The following is a 17839-nucleotide window of genomic DNA, read 5'->3' as shown; positions in this document are numbered from 1 at the left end:
CTACATAGGCGCTTCCATCGCCATTCAGCTTACCCGGAGAGTTCCCATGCGCGCCGAAGCGCAGTCCCACGTCGACAGCATCAAAGAGGCACTGGCATTGCTGCGCCGGTTCCTCGATTGGGACCGTGCGCTCCGCCGTCTCGACGAACTCAACGCCCGCGTCGAGGACCAGGCGCTATGGAACGACCCCAAGGCTGCGCAGGAGGTGATGCGCGAGCGGCGGCGCCTCGACGAGGCGATCACCGCGACGCGCGCGATCCAGTCCGAGCTCGACGACACGGTCGAGCTGATCGAGATGGCCGAGGCCGAGGGCGACACCGCGATGGAGGCGGAGGGCGTCGAGGCGCTTGCCGCGCTGGCGGAACGCGCCGATCGCGACAAGATCCAGGCGCTGCTCGCCGGCGAGGCCGACGCGAACGACACCTATATCGAGATCAACTCGGGCGCCGGCGGCACCGAGAGCCAGGACTGGGCGGGCATGCTGCAGCGCATGTACACGCGCTGGGCCGAGCGCCGCGGCATGAAGGTCGAGCTGATCGACTATCACGCCGGCGAACAGGCGGGGATCAAGTCGGCGACGTTGCTGGTCAAGGGCGAGAATGCCTACGGCTATGCCAAGACCGAAAGCGGCGTGCATCGCCTCGTCCGCATCAGCCCCTATGACAGCGCGGCGCGGCGCCACACCAGTTTCTCGAGCGTCTGGGTCTATCCGGTCATCGATGACGACATCCAGGTCGAATATAACGAAAGCGACTTGCGCATCGACACCTATCGCGCGAGCGGAGCGGGCGGCCAGCACATCAACACGACCGATTCGGCGGTGCGCATCACGCACATTCCGACCGGCATCGTCGTGCAGTGCCAGAACCAGCGATCGCAGCACAAGAACAAGGCGGAGGCGTACAACCAGTTGCGCGCCCGCCTGTACGAGCGCGAACTCGCGATCCGCGAACAGGCGGCAAACGCCGAGAATGCGACCAAGACCGATATCGGCTGGGGGCATCAGATCCGCAGCTACGTGCTCCAGCCGTATCAGCTGGTGAAGGACCTGCGCACCGGCACGACCTCGACCGCGCCAAGCGACGTGCTCGACGGCGCGCTCGATCCGTTCATGGCGGCGGCGCTGTCGCAGCGCGTGACCGGCGAAAAGGTCGAGGTGGAGGACGTGGATTGAGCCTGCGCCGGACCCTGATCGTCGCGTCCGTGCTGGCGCTGGCCGCGTGCGACGGGTCCAAGCCGCTGATCAAGCGCGACGAACAGCCGATGCTCTTTCCCGTGGCGGATCGGCCGGTGGCGCATATCGTCTCGGCGCGCTGGTCGAACGAGGAGGCGCGCGACCGACTCAACGAGGCGAGCGAGGTGATGAACAAGGCGGGTATCGCCAAGGGCATGACCGTCGCCGACATCGGTGCGGGCGAGGGCTATTACACGATCCGTCTGGCGAGCCGCGTCGGCAAGGCGGGGCGCGTGCTGGCGGAGGATATCGTCGCGAGCGTACGTGACATGCTCGCCGAGCGCGTCGCGCGCGAGGATCTGGAAAACGTCTCGGTCCGGCTGGGCGCGCCCGCCGACCCCAAGCTGCCCGATGCGAGCTTCGACCGGGTGCTGATGGTCCACATGTACCACGAGATCGAGCAGCCCTATGAATTCCTGTGGCGACTGCGGCCGGCGCTGAAGCCCGACGGGCTGGTCGTCGTCGTCGACGCCAATCGCCAGACGCAGAACCACGGCACCCCGCCGGCGCTGCTGCGCTGCGAGTTCGAGGCGGTCGGCTATCGTCAGGCGTCGATGACGGAGATGCCCTCCGCCGGCGGCTATCTGGCGACCTTCCGCGCGGTCGGGCCGCGGCCGGAGCCGGAGGCGATCAAGCCCTGCGTCCTCCGCTAGGCGGAGACGCGCCGAGCGGGATCGTATTCAGTCAAAGTCCTCCCCCGCCAGGGGGAGGTGGCATGCCGCAGGCATGACGGAGGGGGAGGACACGCAGTGGTCGCTTACCTCCCCCTCCGTCACGGCTTCGCCGCGCCACCTCCCCCTGGCGGGGGAGGATTTACGCAAAGCCCTGAGGTCGGGCCCGCCTAGATCAGTCCTGCGTCGCGCAGGCTCGTCACCTCGGCGCCCGCGACGATCAGATGGTCCGCCAGCACCAGATCGAGCGCGTCCGCCACCCGTGCGAGCGCGCGCGTATAGGCCATGTCCGCGGCGCTCGGCCGGGTGCTGCCGCGCGGATGGTTGTGCGCCAAAACCAGCGCCGTCGCGTCGAGTCGCAGCGCCTCGGCGATGATCGTGCGCAGCGGCGGCGTTACCGTATCGGCGGACCCGACGAAGTCGGACCGGCCGAGAAGCGTCCATTGCGGATCAAGATAGAGCACCACCGCGCGCTCGATCGCCGCGTCCGCCAGCCCGGTGAGCAGGACGGCAGCCGCGCGCGCATCGGCGATCACGATCGAAGCAGAGAGATCCGGCACCAGCGATCCTTGCCGCAGCCACCCGCGCTACGCAGCAAAAAGCTCGCCCAAATCGGCCGCAGGCGGTACGCGTCGCGCATGCGGCAATATCTCGATCTCATGGACCGCGTGCTGACCAGCGGCGCGGAGCAGATGGACCGGACCGGCACCGGCACCTTGTCCGTCTTCGGCGCGCAGATGCGCTTCGATCTGGCGCAGGGCTTCCCGGTGCTCACCACCAAGAAGCTGCACCTGCGCTCGATCATCATCGAATTGCTCTGGTTCCTGCGCGGCGACACCAACGTGCGCTGGTTGCAGGAGCAGCAGGTCCGCATCTGGGACGAATGGGCAGACGCGGCGGGCGACCTCGGCCCCGTTTACGGCAAGCAATGGCGGGACTGGGTGGCGGCGGACGGTCGGCACATCGACCAGATCGCGGAACTGGTCGAGCAGATCAAGACGCAGCCCGCCTCGCGCCGCCAGATCGTCTCCGCCTGGAACCCCGGCGACCTCCACGCGATGGCGCTGGCGCCCTGCCACTGCCTGTTCCAGACGCATGTCGCCAACGGCCGGCTGTCGCTGCAACTCTATCAACGGTCGGCGGATATCTTCCTCGGCGTGCCGTTCAACATCGCCAGCTACGCGTTGCTGACCCACATCCTCGCGCAGCAATGCGGGCTCGAGGTCGGGGAGTTCATCTGGACGGGCGGCGACTGCCATCTCTACACCAATCACCTCGATCAGGCGCGGCTGCAACTGACGCGGACGCCGGGGCCGCTGCCGCGGCTGGAGATCCTGCGCCGGCCCGAATCGATCGACGCCTATGCCTATGAGGATTTCGTGCTGCACGATTATGCCGCGCAGCCGCATATCAAGGCGGCGGTGTCGGTGTGATCAGCTTCCACCTGGCGCGCGCCGACAATGGCGTGATCGGTCGCGACGGCGGCTTGCCGTGGCGGCTGCCCGCCGATCTCAAGCGCTTCAAGGCGATGACGCTGGGGCGGCCGATGGTGATGGGGCGCAAGACGTTCGAGAGCTTTCCCGCGCCCTTGCCGGGGCGGCGGCATATCGTGCTGACGCGGGACCGCCGCTGGTCGGCGGCCGGCGCCGAGGTGGTTCACGACGTCGATGCCGCGCTGGCACTGGCGGGCGACGACGTCGCGGTGATCGGCGGGGCGGAGGTGTTCGCGCTGTTCCGCGATCGGGCGGACCGGATCGAGCTGACCGAGGTGCATTGCGCCGCCGAGGGCGACGTGACGATGCCGGGCTTCGACGGCTGGCGTGAGGTGGCGCGGGAGGACGTCGCCGCCGAAGGCGAGCGACCGGCCTATAGTTTCGTGACGTTGGTGCGCTAGGCCGGATCGATATTCGGTCTCCTGTCGGGTCCCGGAGGGCGATGGTCGCCGAAGCTTCGCCCTTTTGTCGCCCCGGCTTGAGTCGAAACCTCTGCAAAAGCCCCCCGGTGCTCCTGCGAGTGCAGGAGCACTATAGTGAACCACGGATGATGCGACCTTTCGCGGAGGTTTCGATCACCCGGCGGTGAAGGTCAGGCCCGCCTTGTCCTGCAACCGGTCGCGCAGCGTCGTGCCGAGCAGCGCGCCCGGCGTCCACACGCCGCCCGCGCCTTCGGTCTCGAGCAGGCAGCGCGCGGTCTCGGCGATCATCTTGCTGGTCGAACCATAGCCGGGATCGCGATCGCCGGTGACCACCGCGTCGAAGCGTGCGCCGTCCGGCATCAGGCCGACGAACAGCAGGTCGTAATGGCCCGCGTCGCGCTCCGCCTTGCTCGGGCCCTCGCCGGGCTTGGGTCCCTTGTCGCTGGCGAGCGGATTGAGCTTGGCGATCGCCTCTGCGGCGGCCTTGCCCATCTCGCCGAGGCCGGCGACCATCATCTCGTCGTAGACGAAATCGGTGCCGTAGCGGTGGCCGAGCAGGAAGTTGGTGCGGTGGACGTTCTTGGTGTTGATCGCCGCCATGATGAACGGCGCGACCCACGTGTTGAGCGTCGCGTCGAATTCCGGGAACAGCCCGGTCGGCTGGTGCGGGCCGCTGAACCCCGGCGTCAGCGCGAAGGGATTGGCGAGCAGCCCGAGGATCGACGGATCGCGCGCCGCTGCGGCGAGCGTCGCCTTGAGGCTGGCCGCCGTGCCGCCTGAGAAACCGCCCTGCATCGCTCGGACGCGGCCCTTCACCCGCGGCGCGGGGTGGCCGTATTTCGCTCGTGCACATTCCTGCAAGGTCAGCACGCCGAGATCGAAGGGGATCGAATCGAAACCGCAGGAAAAGACGATGCGCGCGCCGCTCGCCTGTGCGGCGGCGTGATGCGCGTCGATCATCTGGCGCATCCAGGCGGGCTCGCCGCACAGATCGACATAAGCGGTGCCGGCGGCGACGCAGGCGGCGACCAGGGCTGCGCCGTAGCGTTGGTAGGGGCCGACGGTGGTGACGACGACGCGGGTCGATTCGGCCATCGCCTTGAGCGAGGCGGGATCGTCGGCGTCGGCGACGATCAGCGGCGTGTCGGCGGGCGCGCCGATCAGATCGCGCACCTCCTCCAGCTTGGCGCGGCTGCGCCCGGCCATCGCCCAGCGCGTGACCTGCTGCTGAACGAGATATTCGGCGACGAGGCGGCCGGTAAAGCCGGTCGCGCCATAGACGATGATGTCATGGTCGCGCATGGGTCTCTCCTGTTCTGCTGTCCGTACCGGTGATGGGCGTGGACGGGCGCGGGATCAAGATGCTGCCGTCCTCGCTCACCCCCTCCCGTCATTTCGGCAAAAGCGAAATCTTTGCAAAAGCGCCCCAGTGCTCCTGCGAAAGCAGGAGCACTGGAGTTCCGCACGCCATACGAGGTTGTTTTTGCTTGGCTCTGGCTCCTGCTTGCGCAGGAGCACTGTGACCTCGCCCCACCCACATCGTCATCCCCGCGAAGGCGGGGATCCATAAACGCTGACGTCCGCGATGGAGCCGCACGGTCCGCGCGTATGGATCCCCGCCTGCGCGGGGATGACGGTCAAGGCGAGGGCTAGGCCGCCTCGCTGAACTGCAAACTCGCCAGCCGGGCATACAGCCCGCCGCGGCCGATCAGCGAGGCGTGGTTTCCTTCCTCGACGGTGCGACCCTGGTCCATCACCACGATCCGCTGCGCGGCGCGGACGGTCGCGAGCCGGTGCGCGATCACCAGCGTCGTGCGATTCTCCATCAGCCGGTCGAGCGCCTGCTGCACCAGCCGTTCGCTCTCGGCGTCGAGCGCGCTGGTCGCCTCGTCGAGCAGCAGGATCGGCGCGTTGCGCAGCAACGCGCGCGCGATCGTCACGCGCTGGCGCTGGCCGCCCGACAGCCGCGCGCCGCCCTCGCCGAGGTTGGTGTCGAGCCCCTGCGGCAGCGCGCGCAGGAAGTCGGCGGCATTGGCGACCTCGGCGGCGGCCCAGAGTTCGTCGTCGGTCGCCTCCCAATGGCCGTAGCGCAGATTGTCGCGTGCGCTGGCGCCGAAGATCACCGTGTCCTGCGGCACCATCGCGATCTGGGCGCGCACCGCGGCGGGATCGGCCTCGCGCAGGTCGACGCCGTCGAGCAGGATGCGGCCCTCCGCCGGATCGTAGAAGCGCTCGGCGAGCTGGAACAGCGTCGACTTGCCCGCACCCGACGGACCGACCACCGCCACCGTCTCGCCGGCGCGGATCGCCAGCGTGAAATCCTCGAGCGCCGCCACGTCTGGCCGCGTCGGATAATGGAAGCGGACATGATCGAACGTCAGCGCGCCGCTGACCGGCACCGGCAGCGGGATCGGCGCAGCGGGGCGGGTGATCTCGGGTTGTTCGCGCAGCAGCTCGGCGAGCCGGCCGGCGGCACCGGCGCCGCGCAGCAGGTCGCCATAGACTTCGGTCAGCGCGCCGAACGCGCCGGCGACGATGCCGCCGGTCAGCACGAAGGCGGCGATCGCGCCGCCGGTGATGCGGCCGGCGGCGACGTCGGTTGCACCCTCCCACAACACCAAAGTGATCGAGCCGAAGATCAGGAAGATCATGATCGCGGTCATCACCGCGCGCAGGCCGATGCGGCGCTTGGCCGCGGCGAAGGTGGCATCGACCGCAGCGGTGAAGCGCTGCGCCTCGCGCGGTTCCTGACCGAAGGCCTGGACGATCTTCATCGCGCCCAGCGTCTCGGTGGCGAGCGAGCCGACGTCGGCGACGCGGTCCTGCGACGCGCGCGACAGGTTGCGGATGCGGCGGCCGAGCACGGTCACCGGCAGGATGATGAGCGGGATGCCGAGCAGCAGCATGCCGGCGAGTTTCGGCGACAAGGCGAACAGGTAGATCATGCCGCCGACGCCGGTAAAGGTGTTGCGCAGCGCGATCGACACGGTGCTGCCGACGACGCCCTCGATCAGCGTGGTGTCCGAGGTGAGGCGCGAGGCGATCTCCGATGGGCGGTTTTCCTCGAAGAAGCGCGGCGTCAGGCCGAGCAGATGCGCCTGCACCTGCGTGCGGATGTCGGCGACGACGCGCTCGCCGAGCCAGGAGACAAAATAGAAGCGTATCGCGGTGGCGATGGCGAGCACCGCGACGATCATCAGCAGATAATGGAAGGAGGACGCCACCGAGCCCTCGCCGCCGGGCGTGAAGCCGCGGTCGATCACCCGCTTGAAGCCATAAGGGATGCCGATCGTCGCCGCCGACGTGGTGGTGAGCGCGGCGAGCGCGATGGCAAGCTGGCGCGGATAGGCGAGGACGCGATCCCACACGAGGCGCAGGTCGCCGAGGCGGCGGGTGGTCGGTAGCGGAGGTTTGGCCATCCTTACCGCGCCTAGCAGGCGTGGCGGAGCGGCTCAACGGCACCAGCCGATGCGGGCAGGGGCCTCGTCGGCGATCTCGGGCGTTCAGACTGATCGGAGCGTATCGTTGGTCCGATTGCATCGAACGTGATACGGATTACGTATACGGCAACCTTTTTGGGCGAAGAAATCAGCATGCTCTACGATGCCTATGAAATGCAGCGCTCGATGCTGGCCGGGGCGAGTGCCATGGCCAGCTTCGGTGCCGACTGGATGCGCAATCCCGCCAATCCGTGGTCGTATATGGATGGCGGATCGGTGGTCAGTTCGGCGCTCGAGGTGTTCGCCCATGCCTCGGCGACGCGCAGCAAGCCGGCGTTCGGATTGACGCACACGACCGTTGACGGCCGCGAGGTCGCGGTGACCGAGGAGATCGTGCTGCAGAAGCCGTTCGGTCAGCTCAAGCACTTCCGCCGCGAAGGCGTCGAGGGTGGACCGAAGCTGCTGATCGTCGCGCCGATGTCGGGCCATTTCGCGACGTTGCTGCGCGGTACGGTGGAACGGATGCTGCCGAGCGCCGACGTCTACATCACCGACTGGCGCGACGCGAAGCTGGTGCCGCTGAGCGACGGGCGGTTCGACCTCGACGATTATATCGATTATCTCATCGCGTTCCTGGAGACGATGGGGCCCAACGACGGACAGGGCGGCACGCATATGCTCGCGGTCTGCCAGCCGTCCGTGCCCTGCTATGCCGCCGTCGCGCTGATGAGCGCCGACCAAAATCCGAGCCGTCCGCGCACGCTGACGATGATGGGCGGTCCGGTCGACACGCGCGAGGCGCCGACCGCGGTCAACACGCTGGCCACCGAGCGGCCGCATGCCTGGTTCGAGCAGAATGCGGTGGTGACCGTGCCGATGATGTATCCGGGCGGCGGACGGAAGGTCTATCCGGGCTTTCTCCAGCTTGCCGGCTTCATGTCGATGAACCTCGGCAACCACATGATGTCGCATTGGGAGATGTTCAAACATCTCGTCCAGGGCGACGAGGAAAGCGCCGACGCCACCAAAGGCTTCTACGAGGAATATCGCTCGGTCTGCGACATGACCGCGGAATTCTACCTGCAGACGGTCGAGCTGGTGTTCCAGAAGCATGCCTTGCCGAAGGGCGAGATGATGCATCGGGGGCGGCGGGTCGATCCGGCGGCAATCACCGACGTCGCGGTTCTGGCGATTGAGGGAGAGCGCGACGACATTTCCGGTCTGGGACAGACCAAGGCGGCGCTGACGTTGGCGACCAATTTGCCGGACGAGAAGAGGCGGTATTATATGGCGGAGGGTGCCGGTCATTACGGCATCTTCAACGGCTCGAAGTGGCGCAACCGGGTGGCGCCGGTGGTCGAGGAATGGATCGCGGCAAACGGCTGACCGCGATAACGGGGCGGCGCGGAGCCGCCCCGGTTTCGATCAGGCGACCGAGCCGACCACGGCGTGGCTGCTCGATTCGTCGCCATGAATGGTGCCGCCGAAGAGCATCTTGACGCGGCCCGAGATCGAGATGTCGGTCTCCCACAATTCGGCGCTGTCGATGTCGAAGCGCAGCAGCGTCAGGTTCGGGTCCTGCCTGCCGCCGGGAAACCATGCCTCGACCTGGTTGTTCCAGAGCTTGTCGATCTGCGCGGGATCGTTGTCGGTGGTCACCGAGCCGGCGAGGCAGGCGAAGAAGTCGTGCCCCTTGCCGACGAACTGCGCCATGGCGTCGCCGCCCTTGGCGATGCGATTGTCGCGACCGGCGAAGAAGAACAGCGTGTTGGGCTGATCGTCGTCGATCTGTGCGGTCATCGGTTCGGAATGCTCGCCATCGATCAGGCCGATCATCACGAACGGGCTGCTGCGCAGCTTCTCGAGGAACTTGGCAGCGATTTCCTGCGGGCTGTGCTGATCGGCCATGCGTCTTCTCCTATGGGGTCGGCGGGAGAACGAGCATCGCTGGGGTTGGTTGCGCGATAGGGCCGGTGTGGTCATGATCGCTCGCGGCGGCGCTCCTGCCGTCACGACAGAGGAGTAAGTCTGTGAAGCTTGCCGATCTGTGCCTGATCTTAGGCGTGCTCTTCAGCTTCGGGACCTTCGTCCTGAAGATCATCGAAGTGGCGCGCCACAGATAAGGTGCCGGGCGGGGCTCGTGCTGACACGCGGGCCCCAAACGCATTGAGCCCCGACCGCTGACACAGCCGGGGCTCGAACAGAGGGCAGCCTGTGAAGTTGCCGGAACTTACATACTCGTCCGGACACCGACTTTCAACTCACAGCACCTCGAACAGGCCCGCCGCGCCCATGCCGCCGCCGACGCACATCGTCACGACGACATACTTCGCGCCGCGGCGCTTGCCTTCGATCAGCGCATGGCCGGTCATACGCGCGCCCGACATGCCGTAGGGATGGCCGATCGAGATCGCGCCGCCGTTGACGTTGAGCAGCTCGTCGGGGATGCCGAGCGTGTCGCGGCAGTAGAGGACCTGCACTGCGAACGCCTCGTTGAGCTCCCACAGGCCGATGTCGGCCATCGTCAGGCCGTTCTTCTCGAGCAGCTTGGGGACGGCATAGACCGGGCCGATGCCCATTTCGTCGGGCTTGGTGCCGGCGACCGCCATGCCGACATAGCGGCCGAGCGGGGTGAGGCCGCGCGCGGCGGCGACGCTCTCCTCCATCAGCACCGCGGCCGAGGCGCCGTCGGAAAGCTGGCTGGCGTTGCCGGCGGTGATGACGCCGTCGGGGCCGACGACGGGTTGCAGCGCCTGCAAGCCTTCCAGCGTCGTGTCGGCGCGGTTGCCCTCGTCCTTCGACAAAGTGACGTCCTTGGTGCTGACCGCCTTAGTCGCCTTGTCGACCACGTTCATCGTCGCCGACAGCGGCACGATCTCGGCGTCGAAGCGGCCGGCGGCCTGGGCCGCCGCGGTGCGCTGCTGCGACTGGAGGCCATAGGCGTCCTGCGCCTCGCGGCTGATGCCGTAGCGCTTGGCGACGACTTCGGCGGTCTGGAGCATAGGCATGTAGATGTCGCCGTGCATCGCGATCAGCTGCTTGTCGGGGGCGACGCGCATCTGCGGGGTCTGGACGAGGCTGACGCTCTCGACGCCGCCGCCGACCGCGATGTCCATGCCGTCGAGCACGATCTGCTTGGCGGCGGTGGCGATCGCCATCAGGCCGCTGGCGCATTGGCGGTCGAGCGACATGCCCGGCACCGAGATCGGCAGGCCGGCGCGCAAGGCCGACTGGCGGGCGATGTTGCCGGCCTGATGGCCCTGCTGGAGCGCGGCGCCGATCACCACGTCCTCCACCTCGGCGCCGTCGAGGCCGGCGCGCTGGACCGCGTGGCTGATCGCATGGGCGGCGAGCGCCTGCGGCGTGGTGTCGTTGAAGGCGCCGCGATAGGCGCGGCCGATCGGGGTGCGGGCGGTGGAGACGATGACGGCGGAGCGCATGGGCTAACTTCCCTAACTTCACGCATAAAGCGTGGGGTGGATATCCAGAAAACTTATATTAAACAAAGGCTTGGCTGATCCATTCGGCGATCAGCGCGGGCTTGTCCGCGCCTTCGATCTCGACGGTGAATTCGGTCGACTGTTGATATTGGCCGGGTCGCTTTTCGTCGAAGGCGAGCAGGCGGAAGCGGCCGCGCACGCGGCTGCCCGAGCGGACGGGGGTGAGGAAGCGAACCTTGTTGCCCCCGTAATTGACGCCCATCTTCACGCCCGCAAGCTGCGGCGCGTCGGGCACGCTCGCGGCGAGCAGCGGCATCAGCGACAGCGTCAGGAAGCCGTGCGCGATGGTGCCGCCGAACGGCGTCGCGGCGGCGGCGACGGGATCGACGTGGATGAACTGGCGATCGCCGGTCGCCTCGGCGAACCGGTCGATCATCGCCTGGCTGACCTCGACCCAGTCGGAGACGGTCTCGGTGCCGATCCGGTCCCGCATCTGGTCGGCGCTGATCGTCGTCACGGCAATTCCTCCGTTGGTTTCCGGCGCCGCCTTTTGGCGCCCGACATTTGGCGCTAGATGCGACGCATTCTCTAGGCGCGGGAGGGTGTCTCTCGCAAGCCTTGGCCGACCGAAAGCTTGAACATGTCCTCTGCCGTAACGTCCGATGCCCGCAAAACCATGTCGCAACTGTATCGGGCGAGCGAACCCGATGTTCTAAAACCGTTGCTCGACCGCGCCGCGACCTCGCCTGATTCGCGTGGGCGGATCATCGACCACGCCTCTGGCCTGCTCGCCGACCTGCGCGCAGCGCAGAACCGCGGCTGGGTGAACCAGTTCCTGCAGGAATATCGGCTCAATTCGTCGGAGGGCGTCGCGCTGCTCAGCCTCGCCGAGGCGTTCCTGCGCGTGCCCGATCCGGAGACCGCCGATCTGCTGATCGCGGACAAACTGGGCGACGCCGACTGGCGCGCGCACGCGGGCCAGTCGAACAGCAAGTTGGTCAATACCGCGACCTGGGGTCTCGTCGTCGGCCGCGTGCTGGTCGGCGAGGGGCCGTCGGGGCCGCTGCGCCGGCTGATCAGCCGCGCCGGCGAGCCGTTCGTCCGTCAGGCGGTGGGCACGGCGATGAAGAAGATGGGCGAAATCTTCGTGATGGGCCGGACCATCGACGAGGCGATGCGGCGGATGCGCAAGCCCGACAACAAGGGCTTCACCGCGAGCTTCGACATGCTCGGCGAGGCGGCGCGCACCTTCGCCGACGGCCGGCGCTATTTCGACGCCTATGTCGGCGCGATCGATGCGGTCGGCAACGATCCGGCGGCGGGCCATTCGATCTCGGTGAAGCTGTCGGCGCTGCATCCCCGCTACGAAGTGGCGCGGTGGAGCGAATGCGTGCCGGCGCTGACCGAGATGCTGGAGGCGCTGGCGGTGCAGGCGGCGGGCAAGGGCATCGCGCTGACCGTCGATGCCGAGGAATCCGAGCGGCTGGAGATGAGCCTCGACATCATCGGGTCGGTCGCGGCGCTGCCGAGCCTGAAGGGCTGGGACGGATTCGGCATGGCGGTGCAGGCCTATGGCAAGCGCGCGCGACCGGTGGTCGCCTGGGCGAACGCGCTCGACCGGGTGATGAACGTGCGGCTGGTCAAGGGCGCCTATTGGGACAGCGAGATCAAGCGCACGCAGGTCGAGGGGCTGGCCGACTATCCATTGTTCACCCGCAAGGCGGCGACCGACGTATCGTATCTGGCGGTGGCCAAGGACATGCTGGCGGCGGAAAACATCCGTCCTGCCTTCGCCAGCCACAATGCGCTGACCGTCGCGACGATCCTCGAATGGGCGGGCAATTCGCGCGATTTCGAGTTCCAGCGGCTGCACGGCATGGGCGACGGCCTGTACGAGCGGCTGGTGCGCGAGAACGGCTATCACTGCCGCATCTATGCGCCGGTCGGCGGGCATCGCGACCTGCTGGCCTATCTGGTGCGACGGCTGCTGGAGAATGGCGCGAATTCGAGCTTCGTCCATCAGCTCGCCGATGCGCGGCTGAGCGAGGACGAGATCCTCGCCGATCCGGTGGCGAAGATCGCCGCGGTGGGCGGCGCGCGGCATCCGAGCATCCCATTGCCCAAGGACCTGTTCGCGCCGGGGCATCGCAATTCGCGCGGGCTGGACCTGAGCGACGTCGCGACGCTGGACGCGACGGTGCGGGCGGTGAAGGCGCCGCTCGCGCTCGGCGATACGCCGGCCGCGATCGCGGCGGAGGCGGGTGCCGCGGTAGCGGCAGCGGTCGGACGCGCGCAGGCGGCGTTCCCGAGTTGGTCGCGGACCCCGGTGGACGCGCGTGCCGCCTGCCTCGAACGGCTCGCCGATTTGCTCGAGGAGAATCGCGACCGGTTGATGGCGATCTGCGTGCAGGAGGCGTTCAAGACGATTCCCGATGCGATCGGCGAGGTGCGCGAGGCCGCCGATTTCTGCCGCTATTATGCGGGCGAGGCGCGCAGCCGGTTGCGCGCGGTCGAGCTGCCCGGGCCGACCGGTGAGCGCAACACGCTGCACATCGAGGGACGGGGCGTGTGGGCGACGGTGGCGCCGTGGAACTTCCCGCTCGCGATCTTCCTCGGCCAGACGGTGGCGGCGCTGGTCGCCGGCAACAGCGTCGTCGCCAAGCCCGCGCCGCAGACGCCCGAGATCGCACGTTTCGCGGTGGAACTGGCGCATCGCGCCGGGGTGCCCGAGGATGCGCTGGTGCTGGTGACCGGCGGGCCGGAGGTCGGCGCGGCGCTGACCGCGGACGTGCGCGTCGCCGGCGTCGCCTTCACCGGATCGACCGCGACCGCCAAGCGGATCGCGCGGACGCTGGTGGCCGACGACGATCGGCCGATCGTGCCGCTGATCGCCGAGACGGGCGGGATCAACGCGATGATCGTCGACAGCACCGCCTTGCCCGAACAGGTGGTGGCGGATGTCGTCACCTCGTCGTTCCGCTCGGCGGGACAGCGCTGTTCGGCGCTGCGGCTGCTGCTGGTGCAGGCGGATGTCGCCGAGGCGGTGATCGAGATGCTGAGCGGCGCGATGGACACGCTGCGGCTGGGCGATCCTGCCGACCCCGCGACGGATGTCGGGCCGGTGATCGATCGCGCCTCCTACGACAAATTGATGGCCTATCGGGCGAGCGTGACCGAGCGGACGGTCAAGACGCTGGCGGCGCCGGCCGACGGGCTGTTCGTGCCGCCGACGCTGGTGCGGCTCGATGCGATCGAGGATCTGGATCGCGAGTGGTTCGGGCCGATCCTGCACGTCGCGACCTGGGAGGCGGGCAAGCTGGAGGAGACGATCGCGCGGGTCAACGCCAAGGGCTATGGCCTGACGATGGGGCTGCACAGCCGCATCGCCCGCGCCGCCGAGGTGACCGAGGCGGCGGCGGCGGTCGGCAACCTGTACATCAACCGCTCGATGATCGGCGCGGTGGTGGGGTCGCAGCCGTTCGGCGGCGAGGGACTGTCGGGCACCGGGCCGAAGGCGGGCGGGCCGCATTACCTCTACCGCTTCTGCGCGGAGCGGGCGGTGTCGGTGGACACCACCTCGGCCGGCGGGAATGCGACGCTGCTGTCGCTGGACGAAGGGGGGATTTGAGGGGCGGGGTGTTCGGGGGGCGGGCGATCGTTCCTGAGACTCGTCACTCCGGAACGGGTCCGGCGTGAGGACGTGCATCGAACCTATCTGGCGCTGCTACATGCGGTAACTTTGGCGGAGCCGGAGCCGAGACGGGTGATCAGCACAGTGTTCCTGCGAACGCAGGAACCCAGGGCCAAGCAGAACAACAGCTTGCAGCGTTCGGGACTCCTGGGCTCCTGCGTTCGCAGGAGCACTGGTGGAGTTGCAGCGGTTCGCCTCCAGCGGGAGGTCAGGCGTTTTGCAGAGGTCGATCGGGACAAAGAGATCGTTACACGGAGATATATCGCGCGCCGTCGCTCGCTGTACTATATCCTTGCGTCACATCCCATTCGACCGGGGAGAAGATGCTATGGCCCGTACGACTCTGTTCCGGTCGAACCGGTCGCAGGCCGTGCGCCTCCCCAAGGATGTCGCGTTTCCCGAAGGCGTTCGGGAAGTGACGATCCTGCGTGACGGGGTCCGGCGCGTGATCGTGCCGGCCGATCAGGCGTGGGACGATTTCTTCGCGGCGCCGGGGGTCGAATTAAGCGAGCGCGAGTAGCTTGAGACCGGCAACCTCGGCGAATTCATGCGGGTGGATGGTCTGCGTTGCGAGGATTGGCTGCCGGCGAACTGACCGGCGCATCCGTCGCCGCCGCATAGGGCATCACCAATGTGCCGTCGGGAGCGGCGGTGTAGTTGGTTTGCGTCGGATAGGGGATGGAGATCCCCTCTGCGGCGAAGCGGGTCATGATGCCGACCATGATGCGGTCGCGCATCGGGTGGGCGGTGGCCCAATCGTCGCCGGGGATGTCGAATTGCAGCGCGAAGTCGAGGCTGGAGGCGCCGAACGTCTCGAAGCCGGAGCGGGCGACGGTGCCGCCCTCCGCCTCGACGATCTCGCGGAGCAGGGCCGGGATGCGCGCGAGCGTCTCGGGCGGGGTTTCGTAGGCGGCGCCGATGGTGAAGCCGATACGGATGTGGTCGCGCACGCTGGTGTTCTGGATCTCCTTGTCGAGCAATTGCTTGTTGCTGATGACGCGGAGCTCGCCGGTGAAGGCGCGGATGCGGGTGCTCTTGAGGCCGATCGATTCGATGACGCCGCTGGTGGTACCGTAGCTGATCTTGTCGCCGCGGCGGAACGGACGGTCGAAGATGATCGCCAGCGCCGCGAACAGGTCGCCGAAGATGCCCTGCGCGGCGAGGCCGATGGCGATGCCGCCGACGCCGAGACCGGTGACGTTGACGCCGAGATTGTCGAGCACGACGACCAGCGCCACCGCGAACAAAGCGACGGTGACGAGCAGGCGGATGAGGCCCATCGCGCTGAGCAGCGCCTCGCCGCTGTAATGTTCGCTGCTGGTGCGATGCTCGATCGCGCCGAGGATCAACTCGCGCGCCCAGATCGCCGCCTGGAAGACCGAGGCGACGGTCCACAGGAAATTGACCGTGGTGGCGACCTGGCTCGGTGCGCCGGCGTAGCCGACGACCAGTTTGGCGGCGAGCATCACGATGAAGAAATTGCTGGTGCGGGTGATCGCGCGGCCGAGGATCGTGCCCCAGCCGCGACGGCCGACGTCCTTGCCGCACAATTTCCTGCCGAGCCGACGCAGGCCGTGCAGCGCGATGACGATCACCGCGCCGATCGCGAAGGCGATGAGGATCTGCAGCCAGTGGGTGTGCAGCCAGATCTCGCTGGCGGTGTAGAATTCGCCGATCTGGTTCTGGACGGTGTCGGCGTCGAAGATCGGCGCCTTGGCCGCGGCGGTGGTATTGGCAGACATGACGGACCTTTTCAGGCGGCGGCCTTGAGGACGGGCAGCGCGGCCGGCGTTCCCGCTTCGAGGAACGCGATGAGGCCGCGTTCCTCGCGGCTGAGATAACGCGCCGAGCGCGGCAGGCGGAGCGCCTTGCGGAAGGCGCTCTGTCCCTTTTTCACGAGGTCGATGAGCGAGGGGTGAACGTAGCTCTTGCGCGCGATCGCCGGCGTGTTGCCGAGCCGCGCGACGACGGGTTCGAGCAACGCCTTGAGGCTGAGATCGGCCTCGGCCGAGGCGAGCGCCTCGAACGCGGTGACGCTGGCGCCCCAGGTGCGGAAATGCTTGGCGGTGAAGTCGCCGCCGCCGGCGCGGCGGATATAGTCGTTGACGTCGGACGAGGTCACCGGATGCGCCTCGCCGGCATCGTCGACCCAGGCGAACAGATGCTGTTCGTCGAGATCCTGCATCTTCTTGACGGTGGCGGCGAGGCGCTTGTCGGTCACCTGCATGTCGCGCTCCTTGCCCGACTTGCCCTTGTAGCGCAGCTTCAGCGTGTCGCCGCGGACGCTGCCGTGATCCTTGCGCAGCGTGGTCGCGCCGTAGCTCTCGTTCGCCTCGGCATAGGCTTCGTTACCGACGCGGATATGGCCGATGTCGAGCAGCCGGACGACCGCGGCGATCGCGCGGTCCTTGCCCAGGCCGCGCGCGGACAGATCGGCTTCCACCCGCTTGCGGATTTTCGGCAGGCAAAGGCCGAAATCGGCGCATTTCTCGTATTTCGCCGCCTCCTGCGCCTCGCGGAAGCCGGTGTGGTAGCGATATTGCTTGCGGCCCTTTTCGTCCCAGCCGATCCCCTGGATATGGCCGTTGGCGCGCGGGCAATACCAGGCGTCGCGATAGGCGGGGGGCAGGCCGACGGCGTTGAGCCGGTCGATCTCGTCGCGATCGGTGATGCGGGTGCCGTCGGGGGCGAAATAGGCCCAGCCGTTGCGCACCTTCTTGCGGGTGATGCCGGGTTTCGAGTCGTCGCAATAGACTATTCGCGCTGCCACCCTTTGCTCCTTGTGTGCGGGTCGTCCGAAAATGCGCGGGGGTCGCCGTCTGTTCCGGAACGTGCGGCGGGCGCGACTGTTGGTGCGTCGCATCCCCACAGGAGACATGACATGGCCGACCTTGCCCAAGCGCGCGTGCTGATCCTCGCCACCGACGGTTTCGAGCAGGACGAACTCTTCAAGCCGCGCCAGGCGCTGCTCGACGCGGGGGTGCAGATCAGCCTCGCCTCGATCAAGACCGATCCGATCCAGGGCGTCGTCAACGACAGCGAGAAGGGGGAGAGCATCACCCCCGACCTGACGCTCGACGACGTCGACACCGACGATTACGACGCGCTGTTGCTGCCGGGCGGCGTCGGCAACCCCGACAAGATGCGGTTGCAGGACCGGGCGATCGAGATCGTCACCGAATTCATGGAGGACGACAAGATCGTCGCGGCGATCTGCCACGCGCCGTGGCTGCTGGTCGAGGCGGACGTGGTCGACGGACGCCGGGTGACGAGCTGGCCGTCGGTGCGCACCGATCTGGAGAATGCCGGCGCCGACGTGGTCGACGAGCAGGTGGTGGTCGACGGCAATCTGATCACCAGCCGCAAGCCGGACGATATCCCCGCGTTCAACCAGGCGATCCTCGATGCGCTGGCGGAAGAGCTGGCCGAGGAGAGCGAAGAGGCGTGA

At 67.6% G+C, this 17839-nt stretch carries 16 protein-coding genes; 8 read left to right on the top strand and 8 right to left on the bottom strand.

What is annotated here, in order from left to right; all coding sequences use genetic code 11:
• The first annotated feature begins 46 nt into the window (after positions 1–46).
• Together prfB and AC07U4_RS06585 are read left to right on the top strand one after the other, a co-directional pair.
• A complete protein-coding gene (gene prfB, locus AC07U4_RS06590; protein WP_038661167.1) occupies positions 47–1174 on the top strand; it encodes a peptide chain release factor 2 in 1128 nt (375 codons plus the stop codon).
• Positions 1171–1887 (top strand): class I SAM-dependent methyltransferase, encoded by a 717-nt coding sequence (locus AC07U4_RS06585; protein WP_495194830.1) that lies wholly within the window; start codon positions 1171–1173, stop codon positions 1885–1887. Before prfB ends, AC07U4_RS06585 begins: the two co-directional genes overlap by 4 nt.
• Before the next feature lie 188 nt (positions 1888–2075).
• Here the strand turns inward: AC07U4_RS06585 and AC07U4_RS06580 are convergent, their stop codons facing one another.
• Complete coding sequence (locus AC07U4_RS06580; RefSeq protein WP_495194829.1) at positions 2076–2465, bottom strand: JAB domain-containing protein; 390 nt, start codon at positions 2463–2465, stop codon at positions 2076–2078.
• Positions 2466–2543: 78 nt separating this feature from the next.
• Between AC07U4_RS06580 and AC07U4_RS06575 the strand changes: the two genes are divergently transcribed.
• Both AC07U4_RS06575 and AC07U4_RS06570 read left to right on the top strand, forming a co-directional pair.
• Positions 2544–3338 (top strand): thymidylate synthase, encoded by a 795-nt coding sequence (locus tag AC07U4_RS06575; RefSeq protein WP_137898742.1) that lies wholly within the window; start codon positions 2544–2546, stop codon positions 3336–3338.
• Complete coding sequence (locus tag AC07U4_RS06570; protein ID WP_495194828.1) at positions 3335–3799, top strand: dihydrofolate reductase; 465 nt, start codon at positions 3335–3337, stop codon at positions 3797–3799. The genes AC07U4_RS06575 and AC07U4_RS06570 overlap by 4 nt, the downstream gene beginning before the upstream one ends.
• A gap of 174 nt (positions 3800–3973) precedes the next feature.
• Here the strand turns inward: AC07U4_RS06570 and AC07U4_RS06565 are convergent, their stop codons facing one another.
• Complete coding sequence (locus tag AC07U4_RS06565) at positions 3974–5122, bottom strand: saccharopine dehydrogenase family protein (protein WP_495194827.1); 1149 nt, start codon at positions 5120–5122, stop codon at positions 3974–3976.
• A gap of 347 nt (positions 5123–5469) precedes the next feature.
• Entirely contained in the window at positions 5470–7239 is a 1770-nt protein-coding gene (locus AC07U4_RS06560) for an ABC transporter transmembrane domain-containing protein (protein WP_495194826.1), read from the bottom strand.
• A 174-nt stretch (positions 7240–7413) separates the two neighbouring features.
• Between AC07U4_RS06560 and AC07U4_RS06555 the strand changes: the two genes are divergently transcribed.
• The gene (locus tag AC07U4_RS06555) at positions 7414–8646 is read left to right on the top strand and encodes a polyhydroxyalkanoate depolymerase (protein ID WP_495194825.1); all 1233 of its coding nucleotides are present in this window, start codon (positions 7414–7416) and stop codon (positions 8644–8646) included.
• 39 nt (positions 8647–8685) lie between these two features.
• On the opposite strand, the gene AC07U4_RS06550 is transcribed toward AC07U4_RS06555, so the two are convergent.
• The 3 genes from AC07U4_RS06550 to AC07U4_RS06540 all read right to left on the bottom strand — a co-directional run bounded on the left by AC07U4_RS06550 (position 8686) and on the right by AC07U4_RS06540 (position 11217).
• Positions 8686–9168 carry a pyridoxamine 5'-phosphate oxidase family protein gene (locus AC07U4_RS06550; protein ID WP_495194824.1) on the bottom strand — a complete coding sequence of 161 codons (483 nt, stop codon included), beginning with the start codon at positions 9166–9168 and terminating at the stop codon, positions 8686–8688.
• Positions 9169–9521: 353 nt separating this feature from the next.
• Positions 9522–10700 (bottom strand): acetyl-CoA C-acyltransferase, encoded by a 1179-nt coding sequence (locus AC07U4_RS06545; RefSeq protein WP_495194823.1) that lies wholly within the window; start codon positions 10698–10700, stop codon positions 9522–9524.
• 58 nt (positions 10701–10758) lie between these two features.
• Entirely contained in the window at positions 10759–11217 is a 459-nt protein-coding gene (locus AC07U4_RS06540) for a MaoC family dehydratase (protein ID WP_495194822.1), read from the bottom strand.
• A 159-nt stretch (positions 11218–11376) separates the two neighbouring features.
• Here AC07U4_RS06540 and putA point away from each other — a divergent pair, with 159 nt between their 5' ends.
• Positions 11377–14328: a bifunctional proline dehydrogenase/L-glutamate gamma-semialdehyde dehydrogenase PutA gene (gene putA, locus AC07U4_RS06535; RefSeq protein WP_495194821.1), complete on the top strand. Its 2952-nt coding sequence runs from the start codon at positions 11377–11379 to the stop codon at positions 14326–14328.
• A 391-nt stretch (positions 14329–14719) separates the two neighbouring features.
• Complete coding sequence (gene vapB, locus AC07U4_RS06530) at positions 14720–14911, top strand: type II toxin-antitoxin system VapB family antitoxin (RefSeq protein ID WP_495194820.1); 192 nt, start codon at positions 14720–14722, stop codon at positions 14909–14911.
• Positions 14912–14936: 25 nt separating this feature from the next.
• Here vapB and AC07U4_RS06525 read toward each other — a convergent pair whose 3' ends face one another.
• Together AC07U4_RS06525 and AC07U4_RS06520 are read right to left on the bottom strand one after the other, a co-directional pair.
• Positions 14937–16133: a mechanosensitive ion channel family protein gene (locus tag AC07U4_RS06525; protein WP_495194819.1), complete on the bottom strand. Its 1197-nt coding sequence runs from the start codon at positions 16131–16133 to the stop codon at positions 14937–14939.
• Between the two features lie 11 nt (positions 16134–16144).
• Positions 16145–17161: a DNA topoisomerase IB gene (locus tag AC07U4_RS06520; RefSeq protein WP_038661134.1), complete on the bottom strand. Its 1017-nt coding sequence runs from the start codon at positions 17159–17161 to the stop codon at positions 16145–16147.
• A 111-nt stretch (positions 17162–17272) separates the two neighbouring features.
• Between AC07U4_RS06520 and AC07U4_RS06515 the strand changes: the two genes are divergently transcribed.
• On the top strand, positions 17273–17839 hold the full coding sequence (locus tag AC07U4_RS06515) for a DJ-1/PfpI/YhbO family deglycase/protease (protein WP_038661131.1): 567 nt from the start codon (positions 17273–17275) through the stop codon (positions 17837–17839).

This window comes from Sphingomonas sp. GW821-FHT02B09 (genome assembly GCF_059421875.1).
The sequence above is the reverse complement of the archived record's forward strand: the minus strand, read 5'-3'. Positions and strand labels throughout refer to the sequence as shown.

Excerpts from the sequence above, each read along its gene's own strand:
- prfB (WP_038661167.1), top strand. The coding sequence starts at position 47 with ATGCGCGCCGAAGCGCAGTCCCACGTCGACAGCATCAAAGAGGCACTG.
- AC07U4_RS06575 (WP_137898742.1), top strand. The coding sequence starts at position 2,544 with ATGCGGCAATATCTCGATCTCATGGACCGCGTGCTGACCAGCGGCGCG.
- AC07U4_RS06565 (WP_495194827.1), bottom strand. The coding sequence starts at position 5,122 with ATGCGCGACCATGACATCATCGTCTATGGCGCGACCGGCTTTACCGGC.
- AC07U4_RS06560 (WP_495194826.1), bottom strand. The coding sequence starts at position 7,239 with ATGGCCAAACCTCCGCTACCGACCACCCGCCGCCTCGGCGACCTGCGC.
- AC07U4_RS06555 (WP_495194825.1), top strand. The coding sequence starts at position 7,414 with ATGCTCTACGATGCCTATGAAATGCAGCGCTCGATGCTGGCCGGGGCG.
- AC07U4_RS06550 (WP_495194824.1), bottom strand. The coding sequence starts at position 9,168 with ATGGCCGATCAGCACAGCCCGCAGGAAATCGCTGCCAAGTTCCTCGAG.
- AC07U4_RS06545 (WP_495194823.1), bottom strand. The coding sequence starts at position 10,700 with ATGCGCTCCGCCGTCATCGTCTCCACCGCCCGCACCCCGATCGGCCGC.
- putA (WP_495194821.1), top strand. The coding sequence starts at position 11,377 with ATGTCGCAACTGTATCGGGCGAGCGAACCCGATGTTCTAAAACCGTTG.
- vapB (WP_495194820.1), top strand. The coding sequence starts at position 14,720 with ATGGCCCGTACGACTCTGTTCCGGTCGAACCGGTCGCAGGCCGTGCGC.
- AC07U4_RS06525 (WP_495194819.1), bottom strand. The coding sequence starts at position 16,133 with ATGTCTGCCAATACCACCGCCGCGGCCAAGGCGCCGATCTTCGACGCC.
- AC07U4_RS06515 (WP_038661131.1), top strand. The coding sequence starts at position 17,273 with ATGGCCGACCTTGCCCAAGCGCGCGTGCTGATCCTCGCCACCGACGGT.